At 49.4% G+C, this 16,297-nt stretch carries 19 protein-coding genes; 5 read left to right on the top strand and 14 right to left on the bottom strand.

The window, feature by feature from the left end; genetic code table 11:
• A partial coding sequence (locus L0156_20120; protein MCI0605296.1) for a methyltransferase occupies nt 1-298 on the top strand: 298 nt, incomplete at its 5' end.
• A 62-nt stretch (nt 299-360) separates the two neighbouring features.
• Here L0156_20120 and nth read toward each other — a convergent pair.
• The 10 genes from nth to L0156_20170 all read right to left on the bottom strand — a co-directional run bounded on the left by nth (nt 361) and on the right by L0156_20170 (nt 7,887).
• Nucleotides 361-1,008, bottom strand: coding sequence for an endonuclease III (gene nth / locus L0156_20125; protein MCI0605297.1), 648 nt, complete (start codon nt 1,006-1,008; stop codon nt 361-363).
• A 143-nt stretch (nt 1,009-1,151) separates the two neighbouring features.
• Nucleotides 1,152-1,946, bottom strand: coding sequence for a VTT domain-containing protein (locus L0156_20130; GenBank protein MCI0605298.1), 795 nt, complete (start codon nt 1,944-1,946; stop codon nt 1,152-1,154).
• Between the two features lie 72 nt (nt 1,947-2,018).
• Nucleotides 2,019-2,423: a DUF2203 domain-containing protein gene (locus L0156_20135; protein ID MCI0605299.1), complete on the bottom strand. Its 405-nt coding sequence runs from the start codon at nt 2,421-2,423 to the stop codon at nt 2,019-2,021.
• Nucleotides 2,424-2,430: 7 nt separating this feature from the next.
• Nucleotides 2,431-3,342, bottom strand: a complete 912-nt coding sequence (locus L0156_20140) for a proline dehydrogenase family protein (GenBank protein ID MCI0605300.1) — start codon at nt 3,340-3,342, stop codon at nt 2,431-2,433.
• 11 nt (nt 3,343-3,353) lie between these two features.
• Nucleotides 3,354-3,788, bottom strand: coding sequence for a hypothetical protein (locus tag L0156_20145; GenBank protein MCI0605301.1), 435 nt, complete (start codon nt 3,786-3,788; stop codon nt 3,354-3,356).
• Nucleotides 3,788-4,567 (bottom strand): enoyl-CoA hydratase-related protein, encoded by a 780-nt coding sequence (locus tag L0156_20150; protein ID MCI0605302.1) that lies wholly within the window; start codon nt 4,565-4,567, stop codon nt 3,788-3,790. The genes L0156_20145 and L0156_20150 overlap by 1 nt, the downstream gene beginning before the upstream one ends.
• Complete coding sequence (locus L0156_20155; GenBank protein ID MCI0605303.1) at nt 4,564-5,424, bottom strand: 3-hydroxyacyl-CoA dehydrogenase; 861 nt, start codon at nt 5,422-5,424, stop codon at nt 4,564-4,566. Before L0156_20155 ends, L0156_20150 begins: the two co-directional genes overlap by 4 nt.
• Nucleotides 5,425-6,084 carry a ferritin-like domain-containing protein gene (locus L0156_20160; protein MCI0605304.1) on the bottom strand — a complete coding sequence of 220 codons (660 nt, stop codon included), beginning with the start codon at nt 6,082-6,084 and terminating at the stop codon, nt 5,425-5,427.
• Between the two features lie 10 nt (nt 6,085-6,094).
• The gene (locus L0156_20165) at nt 6,095-7,261 is read right to left on the bottom strand and encodes an amidohydrolase (GenBank protein ID MCI0605305.1); all 1,167 of its coding nucleotides are present in this window, start codon (nt 7,259-7,261) and stop codon (nt 6,095-6,097) included.
• Between the two features lie 11 nt (nt 7,262-7,272).
• Complete coding sequence (locus L0156_20170) at nt 7,273-7,887, bottom strand: transglutaminaseTgpA domain-containing protein (protein ID MCI0605306.1); 615 nt, start codon at nt 7,885-7,887, stop codon at nt 7,273-7,275.
• Between the two features lie 53 nt (nt 7,888-7,940).
• Between L0156_20170 and L0156_20175 the strand changes: the two genes are divergently transcribed.
• Nucleotides 7,941-8,303, top strand: a complete 363-nt coding sequence (locus L0156_20175) for a hypothetical protein (protein MCI0605307.1) — start codon at nt 7,941-7,943, stop codon at nt 8,301-8,303.
• Between the two features lie 102 nt (nt 8,304-8,405).
• Here the strand turns inward: L0156_20175 and L0156_20180 are convergent, their stop codons facing one another.
• From L0156_20180 to L0156_20195, 4 genes are all read right to left on the bottom strand, one after another.
• Nucleotides 8,406-8,984, bottom strand: coding sequence for a TMEM175 family protein (locus L0156_20180; protein MCI0605308.1), 579 nt, complete (start codon nt 8,982-8,984; stop codon nt 8,406-8,408).
• Nucleotides 8,985-9,062: 78 nt separating this feature from the next.
• Nucleotides 9,063-11,825 (bottom strand): ABC transporter permease, encoded by a 2,763-nt coding sequence (locus L0156_20185; GenBank protein MCI0605309.1) that lies wholly within the window; start codon nt 11,823-11,825, stop codon nt 9,063-9,065.
• Entirely contained in the window at nt 11,818-12,171 is a 354-nt protein-coding gene (locus tag L0156_20190; protein ID MCI0605310.1) for a PadR family transcriptional regulator, read from the bottom strand. The genes L0156_20185 and L0156_20190 overlap by 8 nt, the downstream gene beginning before the upstream one ends.
• Nucleotides 12,172-12,233: 62 nt before the next feature.
• Nucleotides 12,234-12,425, bottom strand: coding sequence for a hypothetical protein (locus L0156_20195; protein MCI0605311.1), 192 nt, complete (start codon nt 12,423-12,425; stop codon nt 12,234-12,236).
• A 94-nt stretch (nt 12,426-12,519) separates the two neighbouring features.
• On the opposite strand from L0156_20195, the gene L0156_20200 reads away from it, so the two are divergent.
• Genes L0156_20200 through L0156_20210 form a run of 3 tightly spaced genes read left to right on the top strand, consistent with a single transcriptional unit; the run spans nt 12,520 to nt 16,202 of the window.
• The gene (locus tag L0156_20200) at nt 12,520-12,993 is read left to right on the top strand and encodes a hypothetical protein (protein MCI0605312.1); all 474 of its coding nucleotides are present in this window, start codon (nt 12,520-12,522) and stop codon (nt 12,991-12,993) included.
• A 15-nt stretch (nt 12,994-13,008) separates the two neighbouring features.
• Entirely contained in the window at nt 13,009-15,360 is a 2,352-nt protein-coding gene (locus tag L0156_20205; GenBank protein ID MCI0605313.1) for a carbohydrate binding family 9 domain-containing protein, read from the top strand.
• The gene (locus tag L0156_20210) at nt 15,360-16,202 is read left to right on the top strand and encodes a hypothetical protein (GenBank protein MCI0605314.1); all 843 of its coding nucleotides are present in this window, start codon (nt 15,360-15,362) and stop codon (nt 16,200-16,202) included. Before L0156_20205 ends, L0156_20210 begins: the two co-directional genes overlap by 1 nt.
• The last annotated feature ends 95 nt before the right edge of the window (nt 16,203-16,297 follow it).

Raw genomic sequence — 16,297 nt, forward strand, 5'->3', positions numbered from 1 at the left:
CTTTCGTGGTGATGCATTGGAAACTCTCGATCAGCAGCAGGGGGAATTCGATATCATTTTCATGGATATCGACAAACATCAGTATCCTTCCGGTTTTTTGAAAGGATTTCCGCGACTCCGTAAAGGTGGATTGTTTATCACGGACAATGTGCTCTGGTCCGGTAGAATCCTTGAGTCCCAGCCCGATGTATCAACTCGCGCAATCATTCACTACAACGAAATGATCTTCAACACGCCCAGCGCCTTCTCAACGATTCTGCCCATCCGCGATGGTGTCGCTGTCACAATGAAGATTTAAACAAAGTAGCGCGGACGTCTCGTCTGCGAAAGTCGCCGGCGGGACGCCCGCACTACTTTGCTTCAGACCGTTGAAGAAGGGCAGAGGTCGTTTAGGATGCAGTTGGGGCAATCCGGCTTAGGAGCCTTGCAAACATAGCGGCCATGCATGATCAAACGGTGACTGAAAGCAACCCATTCTTTTTTGGGGACCAACTTCATCAAACTCTGTTCGATCTTTTCCGGTTGAGTCTGTTTTGTTAGTCCCAATCTTTGACTGACACGACTCACATGTGTATCGACCACAATTCCCGAAGTGATGTTAAATGCGTTTCCCAGAACCACGTTAGCAGTCTTGCGCGCAACTCCCGGCAGCGTTAGCAACTGATCCATGGTTGAAGGAACTTCGCCTCCAAAATCTTCCAACAACTTCTTGCTGGCGCCACGTATGCTCTTTGTTTTATTGCGGAAAAAGCCAGTGGTGCGGATGTCATTTTGCAACTCTTCTTCCGGCACGTTCAAGTAGTCTTGCGGGCCAGGATACTTACGGAACAAATCTTTGGTTACCTGATTGACTCTTGCATCCGTGCATTGCGCGGAGAGGATTGTCGCGATTAAGAGCTCAAACGGAGTTGTGTAATTCAGCGAACAACGAGCATCGGGATACGCTTTTTTCAGGAGTTTCAGAATCTCGCCGATCCTTTTTTCCGGAGGTGTTTTGATCTTTCTCAAGCAGTCTCTCCGGCATTGGAAAAAGCCTCCACCGGAAAACCTGCTTGTACCCATGCGTCAAACCCGCCCAGCAACGGTCTCACTTTCCGGTAACCCCGATCAAACAATAATTTCGCCACACGGGCGCTGGTAAATTCGCTGGGTCACGTGCAATACATTACGATCCAGCGCTCTTTATCGAGCGTCGGCAGATGTTGATCAATGTCTCCCGGTGGTATGCGGCGTGCGCCCGGAATGAATCCCGATTTCGGATCGAAACGCAGATTCTGCCGGATATCAACGATAATGAATTCTTCTCCGGCGCTCATCCTCTCGTGAAGCTCCTGCGCTGTGATTCGCTCTTTGTAAAGCATTCGTTGCAAAAGTTTGAGCTTGATGTATTTAATGAGGACGTAACAAATGAGTCCGCCGATGAGAAGCCAGAAAAAAGTTTTCCCCAGCAGCTCGAAGATATCTGTGACCTGAAAAATTTCTTTTTCAAAAAAATAACCAGGAATTAGAAATGCGAGGACGTAGACCAGAGCGCCGGCTAGATCGCGAAAGAAAAATGCAGGAAACCGCGATCCCACCAGTCCGGCCATTGGGGGAGCGATGGTGTTCAATCCGGGAACAAACTTCGCGAAGAGCAGTGAATTCATTCCATATTTCAGAAAACTATCTTCCGTTTTTCTTACGCAAGTTTCGGGACTCAACGACATATAGCACAGCATTTTCAAAACAGAGCGGCCTTTTTTCTTGCCAAGATAGTACCAGACCGTATCTCCTATCAGAGCTGCAAGAACAGCAAAAACTACCACAAGAGTCAGGGACAGACTGCCGCTTGCAGCCACTGCTCCGGCCAAAAGAAGGATTGGCGCCAGCGGAATCGGCAACCCCAGCTGTTCCAACAGAGCCACCGCAAAAACCAGACTGTATCCGTACTTATTAAGTAGATCCATCGCAGTTAAATGCTAAATCTTATACGTGAAAAGCGCATCCCAAACTCTTGAACAATTGAACTCTTGAACCCTTTAACTTTTCTTCAGGGGTTTCCGGCCTGCGTAACCATCGGTCCAACCATGGTAGAAGCCGATCGATTTTTCACCGAACTTCCAGCACAAAAGCACCTCTTCCTCCTCGATAATTGCAGGAAAATCGACCAATCCCATATCGAGATCCTTCAGTTGACCCCCAAGCTCTTCAATTTGATTCATGCCTTCCTGAATGATCTCTATGATGAATTCCAATTCCGTGCGCTTGTTCATCAGTTCCGACGCAACTACGTTTTCACCGGATTGAATGCGCGCCTGAATTGCTTCCAGCTCTTTACCAAGAATTAAAGCTGTCTTGCGGTGCTCCTGTATGTTGGATACGATCAGTTCCAAACTCGGAATCAAGTTGTCTGCTTCTTCAGCAGTGAATAGACGCTCAGCCATAATATTTTCATCCGCGTAATAGATTTCTTAACACAAAAAGCAAGTTAGCGGGACGTTCCGCCATTCGTCGCATCAAGTAGGAGTACCATTCTTCGCCATAAGGAACATAGATCCGTACGGGATAGCCCTCTTTCAGCAGATTCTCCTGCAGATCCCGTCTCACGCCATAGAGCATTTGAAATTCAAAATGCTTTTTGTCGATACTTTCCTTTTGCGCAAACTCTTTCGTTGCAGCAATCATGGCAGGATCATGCGTGGCGATTCCATGATAAACGCTACTTTTCAACAAAATCTTCATCAATTTTACAAAATTTGCATCCGTGGCGCTCTTTTTTTTGAATGCAATTTCCGGCGGTTCTTTGTAAGCGCCTTTGCAAAGCCGGATTCGGGAATGCAGCGCCAAAGCATCTTGGATATCGTTTTCCGATCGAAACAAATACGCTTGAAACACGATACCGACATTTTCATACTGGCGGCGCAAGCTAGTAAAAATACGGATTGTGGCATCCGTACAGGGTGAGCCTTCCATGTCGATCCGGACAAAATTGTTAAAATCTCCCGCGAGTTTTATAACCTGTTCCACATTGGATCTGCACAATTCCTCATCGATACCAAGACCGAACTGCGTCAATTTCAACGAAACGTTGGAATTCAAATTATGCAAATGGATCTGGCTCAGAGCCGCCAGGTATTCCTGCGTGGCGTGCGATGCCTCGTCCGGTTTTGTTACCATCTCACCCAGATAATCAAGCGTCGCGCTGAATCCTTTTTGATTCAGCACCTGGACCGCCTCAACAGCCTCCCTGACTTTCTCACCGGCAACAAAACGGTGGGCCACGCGCCGGGAGACTTCCATATTCGAGGCCATTCGCTGCAGACGCGGCTGGTCACTCATGTAGAGTATCAAGCTCTTAATCATGCGTGCTTATTCTAGAATGCGGCGACTAGCAGGTCAATGAAAAGCAAAAAAAAGTGCAATCGAAAGATCCAGTAGACGCGCCGCTGAAGCCGGTTAAATTCTTCGCGCAAAACGTTATCGGGCTGGATCAGGTCCTGGACACCGATTGGTTGTTTTACCAGATGCAGTTTCGTGAAGATCCAGAATCGCTGATAAAGATTCAGAGCCACCAGAACTCCGGTTAGAGTTAACGCGGGCAGCCTGGATGCCATAAAAAAGAGGATGGCAGCAGCTGTTAGGAGAATCACGGAAATCGTATGATGTCGTTTCAGCGATTCGTTCGAGATGCGAGTGACCGCGGAACGATCCTGGATACGTCCCATCAAAATGGGAATGACCAGAATCTGAAGTGTCAGTGCGCTGCCAAAGACGACTCCCACAAACGTACAGGCGAGCGCAAAAGTCATTACTTGCCTTTGAACTTGGGAGCTCTTTTTTCCAGGAAGGCGCTCGTTCCTTCTTCTTTATCTTCCGATTCAAACAGAATTCCCTGAGCGAAGGATTCCAGAGCCATGGCTGCTTCGGTGGACATCTGTGTGATGAGATTTAAAGAGCGCTTCGCCAGACGAATGGCGAGCGGACCGCGTGAAAGAATTTTTTGAGCAATCTGTTCCGCCGTTTTGTGCAGGTCGCTTTGCGGAACAACGCGGGATACAAGGCCCACCTGCAAAGCCCGCTGCGCATCGATTGCTTCGCCGGTCAGTATCAATTCTTTTGTGATTCCCACTCCGGCAACTCGCGACATGCGATACATTCCACCTGCCCCGGGAATGATGCCAAGAGATGCCTCCGGCAAACCGAATTTTGCATTCTCGCTGCACACACGAATGTCACAGGACAGTGCAAGCTCGCATCCGCCACCCAGCGCAAGACCGTTGACTGCAGCGATCACAGGTTTTTCACAATCTTCTATCGCTTTAAAGAGGCGCGAATTGATCCCTTTCAAAGCATCTAATTTGTTGCGGGACCGGATATCCCGGATATCGGCGCCGGAGACGAATACCTTTTCGCCCGATCCGGATAATACAGCGACCGATGCATCATCCGCTTCCTGGAAGCCGGCAATGACCGCGTGCAATTCATTTACAGTTTGCAGATCAAGAGCGTTTCTAACTTCCGGACGATCGATCGTGATCCATGCAATTTTGTCGCGCACTTCATATTTAACATTTTTTAGATCGATCATTGTTTGTTCTCCGGATAGTCATAGACTCCTTTGCCGGCTTTTCTACCCAGCCGCCCGGCCTTCACGTACTTGACCAGCAGCGGACAGGGACGGTATTTATCGCCGAGAGTTTCGTGTAAATGATTCAGGATGCTCAAACGGGTATCCAGCCCTACAAGATCCACAAGCTCAAACGGTCCCATCGGATGATTGAGTCCCAGTTTCAGCGCTTTATCGATATCTTCCGCGCTCGCGATTCCTTCCTGCAGCATGTAAAACGCTTCATTGCCGATCAGCGCATTGATGCGGCTCGTAACGAAACCGGGAGATTCACGAACGGAAACCGTCTCTTTGCCCATGATACGCGCAACTTCATCTGTGATCCGGTAAGTTTCATCGTTCGTTTCCAGACCGCGAATGATTTCAACGAGTTTCATCTTGTGAACGGGATTGAAAAAATGCATTCCGATGAACTTGTCAGGTCGGGAAGTAGCGGCGGCCATTTCCGTGATGCTCAGACCGGAAGTATTGCTTGCAAAACAGGTTTCCCGCGGAGCAGCTTTATCGAGAGCGGAATAGATTTTCAGTTTTAGCGCAATGTTTTCGGGGACCGCTTCAATGATGAAATCCGCCTGGGCCGCTTTGTCAAGATCTTCGCAGCAGTCGATGTTTGAGATTGCAGCTTCCATCTGCGCCTGCGTGATCTTCTTCAGCTCCACGCCTTTTTGCAAATTGGACCGGATCTGCTTCAGCGCGCCTTCCAGAATTTCCTTGCTGATATCGTAGAGTTGAGTTCTAAAACCGCCGGCAGCTGCAACGTGAGCAATTCCGGCGCCCATGATTCCGGCGCCCAGCACGCTGATTTTTTTGATTTCCATCTAACACCCGGGAATCTGGCTCACACCGAGCTTCTTTTCCGCGATTCCGCGAAGCTCTTCGGCGATTTGCAATGTTTTCATCACCGCCTCGCGCGCTGCCTGCTGCGCTGAGGGCGTGTGCGCGTATTTCTCCAGCATCGTTTTTCCCAGCTGGTGATGGTATTGCTCATCGGGCTGAATGATGTCCCGGTAGAGCTTCGCTGTTTCTTCGTCGCCACGCGATTCGCACAGCTTAATGAATTGCTCATTTCGTTTCACGGCGATTCCCTCACGCATGAATTGTCCGCACGCAAGCCGCGTTACCGTATCATCAATCGATTTTAAGTACTCAAACATTTTTGAATATCCCATAGCAAGAGGATTAAATCCCGAAAGATCTACTCCCATTTCTGCGAGACGTTTTTCGATCAGTCTATAGTGTTTTGCTTCGTCTCCTGCCTGGCGGGCAAAACCGAGTTTGACATCAATTTCCGGCGTTGAGCTGATCCAATATGCGGCAAGCTCGCTTGCTTCTATCTCGTTTTTCAATGCAATCTTCAAAAGATTCGGCAGATCAAGATTGTTGTCCGATTCCGATTGCACAAGCTCCAGGTTATCCAGACCGGATAACATCTGTTGTTGAAGCTCGTACAGTTCCTTTACAAATTCTGTGCTTTCCATGTGTAACCTCTCAGGAAAGGAATTTTTCGGCGGCGCGACACAATACTTCTACACCAATTTCCATGGCGGCCTCATCGAAATCAAATTTCGGCGAATGGTGCGGATAAATGAGATTCTGTTGCTCGTTCCGCGATCCAACAAAGAAGAAACATCCCGGAACTTCATTCAGAAAGAAAGACATGTCTTCGCCGCCCATTGTGCGCGCATCCATAATGACATTCTCGCTTCCGACAACTTCCGAAGCCACTTCACGAATGAACTCCGCCATACGAGGATCATTAATTGTAGGTGGCGTGAGCTTTTCGTATTTCAATGAATAGGTGGCTCCCAGAGATTGCGTGGTGCCGGAAACGATGCGTTCAAAAATTAGCGGTAACTGTTCGCCAAGAGCGCGGCTGAAGTAGCGGACAGTTCCTTTCAGTGAAGCGGTTTCTGCGATCACATTAAAAGCGGAACCGGAGTGAATGGAAGCAACCGTAACAACCGCAGTTTCCAGCGGATCCACATTGCGGCTCACAATTGTTTGTAGATTATTGATGACCTGGGCCGAGGCAACGATCGTGTCTATCGTTTGATGGGGTGCTGCGCCGTGCCCTCCTTTCCCGTGAATCGTGAGATCGAACGAATGAACACCTGCCATTAAAGCACCAGGGTTCAGCGCAATTTTTCCGATCGGTTTGTCATTCCATAGATGAAGTCCAAAAGCTGCATCCACCTGTGGATTCAAAAGCACGCCATCCTGGATCATGCGCTCGGACCCATTTCCTCCTTCCTCAGCCGGTTGAAAAACGAGTTTTGCAGTTCCCTGCAAAGTCTGCCGCTTCTTTTGGAGGTGCTCGGCGACCGCCATCAAAATGGCCGTGTGCCCATCGTGTCCGCAAGCGTGCATGCGCCCCTCATGAACCGATTTGTAGGGTGTGTCGTTCTCTTCCTGGACAGGCAAGCAGTCCATGTCCGCGCGCAACATTAACGTCTTGCCTTGCGGTTTTCCGGCCATCACGCCCACCACACCGGTCCGGCCGATGGCAGTCTTCACTTCATAACCGCATTGCCTTAAATGCGCTGCAACAATTCCTGCTGTCCGGTTCTCCTGGTAGGCAAGCTCCGGATGCGCATGGAAATCGCGGCGCCATTCAATGAGTCTGCGGCGATTTTGATCGTTCAAGAACTCACACATGAAAGTCTCCGTTATGGTTCCAGCAGTGGCAATAGATAATGATAAGCCATCAACCTGCGATAACCTGGTTGGGCCTGTTTCTGCTGCTTCGGATTGGACTCTGAAGAAAAAATGGGAAAAGGAACAAAAGAGAGCACTACGGAAATCACAAAAATACTCAACATCATTGTTCCGGACCGGCGAATTCTGAAATCATCTCCGGATGCCCAACGGTAAAGTAAAAAAAGAAGAAAGAATGAAAAAGCGATCCCTAGAAGTATGACCAAATAGCTGGAATTTAAATAGTGAAATAAAGCCGCAATCAAAAACATTCCCAGAATGACGCACAGCGTGGCTGCGCGAAACGTTCGCGAATTGTGCAAATCAAACGCTGCAAGCAGAATCCGCATGCCAACATAAATCAGGGGCGCAAGAAATGCCGCAATCGCAACGTAAATAAAAAATGCGTGCATGTATATGAAGGAGTCTGCCCTTGGGACATTGGAATCCAGCATTGGAGAGATGCGATCCCAGTAAAAGGCTTCCGCAAGCCCCCAGGCGGACCAGACAAGAATCGAGAAGATCAGGGCCTCCGTAAAAGGGAAATGGAAAGCCTCAACGATCTTGTTTTTTGTTAGAATCTTCATGGAAGACGAAGTATTATAACAGATACGGAAATTTCACTCAGGACTGCCTAAAGATGAATAAAAGTGTTCTGATACTTGACGATTCAGATACCCTTGGAGAGTTGATCAATAAATTGTCGCAGGCGCACGTGAAGGTGCGGGTTTGTTTTACTCCACAGCATGCTCTTCAGGAGCTCGCGGTTGATACTCCGCATTTGTTGATCGCTGCCGGGCAATACGAAGACATGACCGCCACTCAGTTTGCAGAAAAAGCTTTTGAGACGCGGAATCTCCCCTCGTACGTAATCCTAAATTCTGCCGGGGATTCAACGCAACTCCGTCTGGCGCGGCATCCGGGAATCATCGGAATCTATTACAAACCACTGAAAGTTCAAAAACTCTTCGAACGTATCGTCCGCTTCCTCAAAACCGCCTGAGAATTTTTAACAGAAGCTCGCAAAGGACGCGAAGAAAAAGACATAAAATCTTTGCGTTCTTTGCGTCCTTCTGTAAAAAATCAGAAATCTTTGTTCTCTTTGTTAGCTTCTGTTAACAGATTTTTCCAGGCGGCGGTCGGGAACCAGCCACGTTACAGCAACAACAACATACAATCCGCAGGAAAGAACTGCGTTGTAGAAGGAGAGCGGAATGGCAACCGCATAGATCAAAACCGATATCTTGCCTTTGAAATCGCTGCCAAGGGCTTTTGCAAGAGCGGAATCGCTGCCGTGCTGCGCGACCAAGGTAAGCGTCAGTATGAAGTAAGCAATGGCGGAAAACAGCAGCACAGTTCCGTAAAGCGCGACCGGCCATGGCGCAAAATGATTCTCACCCATCCAACCGGTTACAAAAGGTATAAGCGATAGCCAGAAGAGCAGATGCAGATTTGCCCACAGGATTCGTCCATTCACATGATGAACCAGCTGCAGCAGATGATGATGGTTGTTCCAGTAGATACCCAGGAAAACAAAACTGAGCAGGTAAGTAAGAAACGCAGGCAGGACTGGAGTCAGGTCAATCAGATCCGCTCCATGCGGCACTTTCATTTCCAGCACCATGATTGTGATGATGATTGCAATCACACCGTCGCTAAACGCTTCCAGCCGTCCTTTGCTCATGGAACCTATAATAGCAAAGGTAGCGCGGACGTCCCGTCTGCGTGGGTGCGCAGGCGAGACGCCCGCGCTACTTTGTTTTTATTCTTCGCGCAGGGCCTGGATCGGATTCAAAGTGGACGCGCGTTTTGCGGGAAGGAAGCTCGCCAGAGTTGCGATAACCGCGAGAACGACGACCGAGAGAATCAGAGTCAGTGGATCATTCGGCTGCATTCCGAAAATCAGGGCTTTTGCGACGCTTGCCGTAACAAGCGCCAGCAATGTTCCCACGGCAAGTCCGGCGATTAACAGAGTGGTTGCTTCGCGCATGATCATCGCAAGAATATTCTGGCGATTCGCGCCGAGTGCGATGCGAATGCCGATTTCATTTTTGCGCCGGACCACCATGTAAGAGATCACTCCGTACAGACCGATCATCGCAAGAATCGCTGCAAGAAATCCGAAGAAGCCGGCAAGCGTAGCCATCAATCGTTCACGCAAAAGTCGCTGTTTGATCATGGTACGGAATACGCGAAACTCAAGTCCGATGGCAGGATTCAGTTCCCTCGCGGCTCCCTTAATGGCAGACGTAAGATCGGCGAGTGTTTCAGTGGAACGAACGATGAGCCACGCTTCCTGATCGGGATTTGGGTCCTGGCTTTCCGGCACGAAAACGATCGGCGTAAATTCTTCGCGAAGCTCGGTATATTTTGTATCGTTCACAAGACCGATAATCTGGAAAACCTTGTCCGGCAGGCCTTCAGCTTGAGTCACTCGAAAGCTCATTCCAACCGGGTTTTGCTTTTTCAGAAATTTGCTCACAAAGGTTTGCGTTACGATCGCGACGAGTGGCGATTGTGCTGTATCCATGTGATTGAAGTCGCGTCCGGCAATCAACCGTGTACCCATAGTTTGGAAGAATCCATCACTAACCTGATTAAAATTCGCAAGCTCTCTTTGAACGGTTACATCCGGTATCGAAATGAATTCATTCCAACCGCTACCACTGAGGGGAACAATTGCAACACCGGCCGCTGATTGAACGGGGCGAAGGGAACGGATTTTCTCACGAATCTCTTTTTTATAGGCGATCCGTTGTTCCGGTGGAATGTTGAGTGGCGTGAAGTCGAAACTGCTGACAATAAGACGCTCCTGTTGAAAACCTGCATCCAGTGTTGTCAGATTGTGAAAAGTCCGCACAAAAAGCAGTGCGCCGACAACGAGGATCAAGGAAAGAGCAACTTGTGAAACAACCAGAAGGCGTCTCGATTCAAATCGCGAACGCTCGGATGTGTTTCCGCGGCTGTACGCTTTCATGGCCTCTCCGGGTGGTGTACGGGAAGCTTGAATGGCCGGCATCAACCCAAAAAATGCGCAGGTGAAAATCGCTAATCCTGCAGTGAATAAAAGAATCCGCCAGTCCGGTCGCAAATCCAGGAAAAGAATGCTGCGCTCTGTGCTTAAGAATGAGATCAGCGCTCGGCTGAGTGCCTGCGCAAGACCGGCTCCCAGTAAGCCTCCGGCAACAGCCAGCATCAAACTTTCAGACAGCATCTGGCGGATCAACCGGGCTCGCGAAGCCCCCAGCGCCAAACGCACCGCCATCTCTTTTTGACGCGCGCTCGCTCTGGCGATCATCAAATTCGCAAGGTTCGCGCAAGCGATCAACAATACGAATCCAGAAATCGCAAGAAGGATCCAGAGCGGGTTTTCGTATTGAAGCCGCACGTTCGAAAGGCCATTACTTGCCGGCATCGCCCCCAATTCCATTTCGTTATAACTTTTCTTATCGGATGCAGAATAAGTGGAAGGAGTTGTTGCCTCGAAAATGCCGCGAGAAATCGCTACAAGTTGAGCGGACGCGCGATCCAATTCCCAATCCGGCTTGATGCGTCCCACTGCAGCAAGCCACCAGGTATCCGCTCCTTTCAGGAACGGTTCTTCCGCATGGATAAATTGCTCGGCGCATAACGGAACCGCGATATCAAAATGTCTTCCTACTTCCATTCCGAAAAAGCTGGCGGGAATCACGCCTGAAATCTCAAATGGCCGGCCCTCCAGCGTAATCTTCCGTCCGAGCACAGATCTGTTTCCGCCGTATTCGCGCTGCCAGAAAGATTCATGGATCACGGCTGCGCCGGATCCGCAACTGGGTTGATCATCGCCACCGGAGATCAGACGGCCCAGAACAGGATGTACACCAAGAGTGTCAAAGAAGTTTCCACTCACGAATAACGTTTGCGCGTACCGCGCTTCGCCACCTTGATTTAGATTCAGCCTTTGCGAGTACCAGGCTGCTGTTTTAGAAAAACCCTGCTGTTGATCGCGCACCAGCTCCCAGATCGCGTTGGTTAACTGAGGACTGTTTCCAGTAGCGCGGCCGGTTCGGCCGTTGGGCGATTTAACAATCTTGATGTTCGCCAGCTCCTGTGGTTTTTCCACAGGCAATGTGCGAAGGCGCACTGCATTCAACAGTTGGAAAATTGCTGTGTTGGCTCCGATTCCCAGGGCAAGCGATAGAATCATGATCGATGCAAATCCTGGATTGAATCGCAAAATGCGCGCGCCGTAACGCAAGTTTTGCCACAGTTCTGCGATGCGATTTTCCTGGCGTTCCGGCTCTTCAGGCAGGGTTCGCCGCTGATCCGATTTCAGCGAAGAACGCAACTCGCTTGCGAGTTTTCCGCCATTGAATTCTTCCATCACGGTTTGATAAGCGCGATCCGCCGGAATTCCCTGCGTGACCAGATCCTGATACCTGTCGTTCAGGTGCTGACTGAGCTCTTCAACAATTTCTGCTTCTTTGCCCGGATCCAAATCCAGGTCTTTGATAAAGGATGCAATTTCCTGTCGCCAATCAGGCATGCTTAGCTCCAGTAATCAAATTCATTGCGTGCGCAAAATCCTGCCAGAGACTGCGTTGCTCCTTCAACATTTTTCTTCCCTGCGGGGTCAAGCGGTAATAACGCCGCCGTCTCTGTCCGGTCTTTTCGACCCATCGTCCCTGGATCAATCCACGCTTCTCCAGCCGGTAGAGCAACGGATATAAGGAGGCCACATGGAATTTGAGGGCGCCTTCGGAACGTTCTTCGATCAGTTTGCTGATTTCATATCCGTGCCGCGGGCGATGTTCAATCAACGAAAGAATGAGAAGCCCCGCGCTTCCTTTCTTGAGCTCCCGGTTAAACAGTGTGTTTGCTATATGTATCATTACCATATAATGGCATGCCATATGATACTTTGCAAGAACGGAGCGCAGGCTTCCAGCCTGCATTACGGGCTGAGCTTGTTGAAAAATCCAGATGCTGGCGGTCCCAGTTGGAGCACGGGCATCCTTGCCCGCAAAATGGTCGTCGAGCGATCAGGTTTTTGCGGACTGGAAGTCCGCGCTCCAACTGATTTTTCAACAACCTCGGCTTCCAGCCCGCCTGTTACCTCAATCCTGATAGCATGTACATCAATCATGATGGTCTTTTTCCTCTTCCTTCTTTGCCGTCTCGTCGACAGAGGATTCTGGCGACTCCTTTGCAAATGCGAAGGATCAGAAAGGAGGATACCAATGTTGAACAAAATGCTTCAGTTTTTCGTGGCTTTGCTCTTCATCTTAAGGTTTGCAGGGTGTAGTGGAGATAGTGCCTCCGGAGTTCCGCCAGCTCTGGCAGATCCGGTAAGCGGCACCTATTTTGGCACGATCAGTGATGGGGGGTTGCGTAGTGGAAAGCTAACTGTTGACATACATGCGTTTGCATCCGGAAGGATGTCAGGCTCGATTACCCTCAGCGGTGTGCCGACTTGCTTTACGACGGCGGAGTTTTTCGATGCAACATTTGATGCGGAGGATGGAGCCGGCATCATCATTGCTCAAGGATCCGATTCGTCCCGGGCAATTCTCAGTTTCACCGTGTCGGCAAATCGCCAGAACATGACCATTAACGGAGGCGTTTCAAAATTTGAGAATAGCCAGGGAGTCCCTTGTTTCATCGTGAAGTCCGGATTCCTGCGACAGGAAAGAGAACGCCTTCCGCACAGGTAATAATAATCGTGGATCGTGATCGAGATCTTGATCGTAATCGAAAATCATGATCGTACGATCCACGATTACGATCCACGATTGGTCATGCTACTATATGCAAGCATGCGGGTTCTCCTGCTAGTCCTTTTTTTTTACGCCGCTGATTTTGCATTCTGTGCAACTGCCCAGATTGTCATTCCTAGAATTTCGCATCGAATCGGTTTGGACGATTTCGAAGAAATGCGTCCACGCGCTTCTTTGCTGGGAAAAATGGCAGTCATCGAAGATTTTGTGCAATCCACTCCAAGCGATGGAGCGCCTGCTTCTCAAAAAACCATCGTCTATGTTGCTTATGACGATACAAATCTTTACGTGATTTTCGTCTGTTTTGATTCGAATCCGGAGCGGATTGCTGCATCGATCAGCCGTCGTGAGGGTTTTTCAGAAGATGAGGACTGGGTGGAGTTTTATCTGGATACCTTCAATGATCAGCGCCGCGCCTATTGTTTTTCCACGAATGCACTTGGCGTTCAGTGGGATTCGCGATACTCCGAAACATCCGGCAGCGCTGATTCACAGGGGGGACATCAGGCTTCTTTCGATGCACTCTGGCGTTCGGAAGGAAAACTAACCGGCCAGGGATACATCGTATCGATGACGGTTCCCTTTAAGAGCATTCGTTTTCCTTCTGAAGATTCACATACATGGAGAATTCTTTTCGGCAGAAGCATTGCCAGGAGCAATGAATACAGCGCGTGGCCGCACATGTCCCGATCCATTCAAGGATATTTGACGCAAAGTTCCCTTCTTACCGGTTTGAAAAACATCTCGTCGGGAAAGAGTTTACAATTGATTCCGTATACGACGTTTCGATCCTTTCGTCTGTTGCAAAGAGAAACGGATCCTCCCGGATTTCTGACGGATCGCAGTGACGCTGCTGCCGGGCTGGATGCGAAGTTCGTGTTGAAGGATTCGAATGTGTTTGATCTGGCGGTGAATCCGGATTTCAGTCAGGTAGAATCGGATGAACCGCAGGTCACGGTGAATCAGCGGTTCGAAGTATTCTTTCGCGAAAAGCGTCCGTTCTTTTTGGAGAATGCGCAGTACTTCGAAACTCCTTTAAATCTTGTCTTCACGCGGCGGATGGCAGATCCACAATTGGGCGGCAGATTCACCGGAAAACAGGGTCCTTACACGCTTGGCTTTTTGTACACGAATGATGAAGCGCCCGGAAAGATTGTTCCTGAAAGCAGTCCGCTATTTGACAGCAAAGCGAACTTTGCGGTCGTTCGACTCACGCGCGACTTCCTTTCTCAATCCTCCATCGGGCTGTTATTTACCAGCAGGAATTTTGAAGGCGAAGACAATTATGTTCTGGGATCCGATTTTCGTTTCCGGTTGGGGGACCACTGGCAGGCAACGGGACAGGCAGTTCGTAGCTGGAATGATCCGCTTGATGGCAGCAAGGAACCGGGAGCGGCCTATCTGGCCCAGCTGAAAAGAGCAGGACGCAAGTTTGAACTCACCGCGACGTATGAAGATATTTCGCCTGAGTTTCGTACGCATGCAGGTTTTATCCCGCGCCTAGATTTTCGAGAGACGGAAGTCAACACGCATTACTATTTTCGTCCGGAAGGAGAGGTCCTTATCGCGTGGGGACCAGAATTGACTCTGTTGGAATCCTGGGATTATGACGGCACGCGATTGGATTCCATTGCGGCTCCAGGAATCTTTTTTGAGCTTAAGAAGCGAACAAATTTGAGATTAGAGTATTTTGATTTTCATCAAAGACTGCGTCCTATCGATTTTCCGGTGCTGCAAGACAATGTTGACTTCAGCACGCCTGCATGGAGACTCGAGTTTCAGACGTCTTACTGGAAATGGGCAACTCTGGAGATGGTTTATGAAGCGGGTAAGGACATCAATTTCGTTCCGCCTTCGGGGCAAATTCCTTTTCGCGCAGATCGAACTTTCTTTTCAACAGGAATGGTGCTTCGCCCTTTGCGCAGATTGCAATTGCGTAACAACTATTTCTTTACCGCACTCCGCGCGGAGGACAGCACAATTTTCAATGATCACATCGTGAGCATCCGGGCAAACTATCAATTCACGCGCGCTTTCTCCCTTCGCGTGATTCTCCAGTATGAAACAACCATCGCGAGTTCAGTTCTCACGAGTCTGGAAGATCGCCGCAATCTGAACGCCGATGTGCTGTTCACTTATTTGCTGAATCCATGGACTGCGCTGTATGTTGGTTATAACGGCAACAGGCAAAACTTGAGTCTGATCGAGGAAAATGGATTGCCTCATGTCATTCGCACGCGGGGAGCAATGCTGAATGATGCCAATCAGTTTTTCCTGAAGTTTTCGTATCTGTTCAGGTTGTAATGAATTTATGTCTTGTCGCATCCATCATACTGGTGACGTTTTTACAAATCGAAGCGGCTATCGACTCGCCCCAATTGACGGAAGCTGTCAGCTCCAGGGAGTGCGTGCTTCAGAAGGATCCTGAGACGTCTCTGGCAAGCTCACTGAAAACTGCGCTGGAACGTGGCTGCAAATCAATTCGAATTCCATCCGTGGAATGGCAGCTGAATGAAACGATTATCCTGGAGAACATCTCGTCTCCGGTCTCGATTTATGGCGATACCGTCTCGCCCGTAATCCGGGGACGGTCCCCGTTGATCCTGATTCGCAGAGCAAAGAATCTGAATCTGGAGAACTTGACGCTTGAAGGAAATATTGAGATGGACCAAACGGAAAACATCACCTTTCGAAACATCTTATTTGACCGCGGAGGGCTGCTTTTGACCGGCAAGAAGTGCAATCAACCCAACGAATGCACGAGCTTTAACCGGGGAATTCGAGTGGAGGGATGCACATTTGAAAACTGCGTTCGAGGAATCAGAGCGGAACGGTTGGAGGATTCTGTGATCCAAAACAACACGTTCAAGGGAAATCCAGTCACATGCAGTCCGGAGACCGTCGGAATTGATCTGGATGGAAGCAGCGAAGATCTCGATCGCCCGCTGGAACTTGGGCACAACAAAGGGAATCTAATTGTACAAAATTCGTTTGAACAGGATTCCTCGATCGGAATTCGCGTGAGGGATAGCTGGGCAAACACCATACGGGATAATCACTTCAAACGTTCCTACAGGGCAATGGAATTTTACAAGGGAGCACGTCACAACCAGGTCCTGCAAAGCTATATCAGCTATCTTTCCTAACGCGGCATAGCCGACAACCAAAATGATAGCGGAGAGAAGTCCGAATATCGAACAAGGAACTCCGAACCGCAGAAGTCTGGCCGTGCATTCTCCGA

Source organism: bacterium (genome assembly GCA_022616075.1).
GTDB lineage: Bacteria > Acidobacteriota > HRBIN11 > JAKEFK01 > JAKEFK01 > JAKEFK01.

What these genes read in the sequence shown, in the direction of transcription:
- L0156_20130 (MCI0605298.1), bottom strand. Translation starts at nt 1,946, where the DNA reads ATGGATCTACTTAATAAGTACGGATACAGTCTGGTTTTTGCGGTGGCT.
- L0156_20135 (MCI0605299.1), bottom strand. Translation starts at nt 2,423, where the DNA reads ATGGCTGAGCGTCTATTCACTGCTGAAGAAGCAGACAACTTGATTCCG.
- L0156_20140 (MCI0605300.1), bottom strand. Translation starts at nt 3,342, where the DNA reads ATGATTAAGAGCTTGATACTCTACATGAGTGACCAGCCGCGTCTGCAG.
- L0156_20145 (MCI0605301.1), bottom strand. Translation starts at nt 3,788, where the DNA reads ATGACTTTTGCGCTCGCCTGTACGTTTGTGGGAGTCGTCTTTGGCAGC.
- L0156_20150 (MCI0605302.1), bottom strand. Translation starts at nt 4,567, where the DNA reads ATGATCGATCTAAAAAATGTTAAATATGAAGTGCGCGACAAAATTGCA.
- L0156_20155 (MCI0605303.1), bottom strand. Translation starts at nt 5,424, where the DNA reads ATGGAAATCAAAAAAATCAGCGTGCTGGGCGCCGGAATCATGGGCGCC.
- L0156_20160 (MCI0605304.1), bottom strand. Translation starts at nt 6,084, where the DNA reads ATGGAAAGCACAGAATTTGTAAAGGAACTGTACGAGCTTCAACAACAG.
- L0156_20165 (MCI0605305.1), bottom strand. Translation starts at nt 7,261, where the DNA reads ATGTGTGAGTTCTTGAACGATCAAAATCGCCGCAGACTCATTGAATGG.
- L0156_20170 (MCI0605306.1), bottom strand. Translation starts at nt 7,887, where the DNA reads ATGAAGATTCTAACAAAAAACAAGATCGTTGAGGCTTTCCATTTCCCT.
- L0156_20175 (MCI0605307.1), top strand. Translation starts at nt 7,941, where the DNA reads ATGAATAAAAGTGTTCTGATACTTGACGATTCAGATACCCTTGGAGAG.
- L0156_20180 (MCI0605308.1), bottom strand. Translation starts at nt 8,984, where the DNA reads ATGAGCAAAGGACGGCTGGAAGCGTTTAGCGACGGTGTGATTGCAATC.
- L0156_20185 (MCI0605309.1), bottom strand. Translation starts at nt 11,825, where the DNA reads ATGCCTGATTGGCGACAGGAAATTGCATCCTTTATCAAAGACCTGGAT.
- L0156_20190 (MCI0605310.1), bottom strand. Translation starts at nt 12,171, where the DNA reads ATGATACATATAGCAAACACACTGTTTAACCGGGAGCTCAAGAAAGGA.
- L0156_20195 (MCI0605311.1), bottom strand. Translation starts at nt 12,425, where the DNA reads ATGATTGATGTACATGCTATCAGGATTGAGGTAACAGGCGGGCTGGAA.
- L0156_20200 (MCI0605312.1), top strand. Translation starts at nt 12,520, where the DNA reads ATGTTGAACAAAATGCTTCAGTTTTTCGTGGCTTTGCTCTTCATCTTA.
- L0156_20210 (MCI0605314.1), top strand. Translation starts at nt 15,360, where the DNA reads ATGAATTTATGTCTTGTCGCATCCATCATACTGGTGACGTTTTTACAA.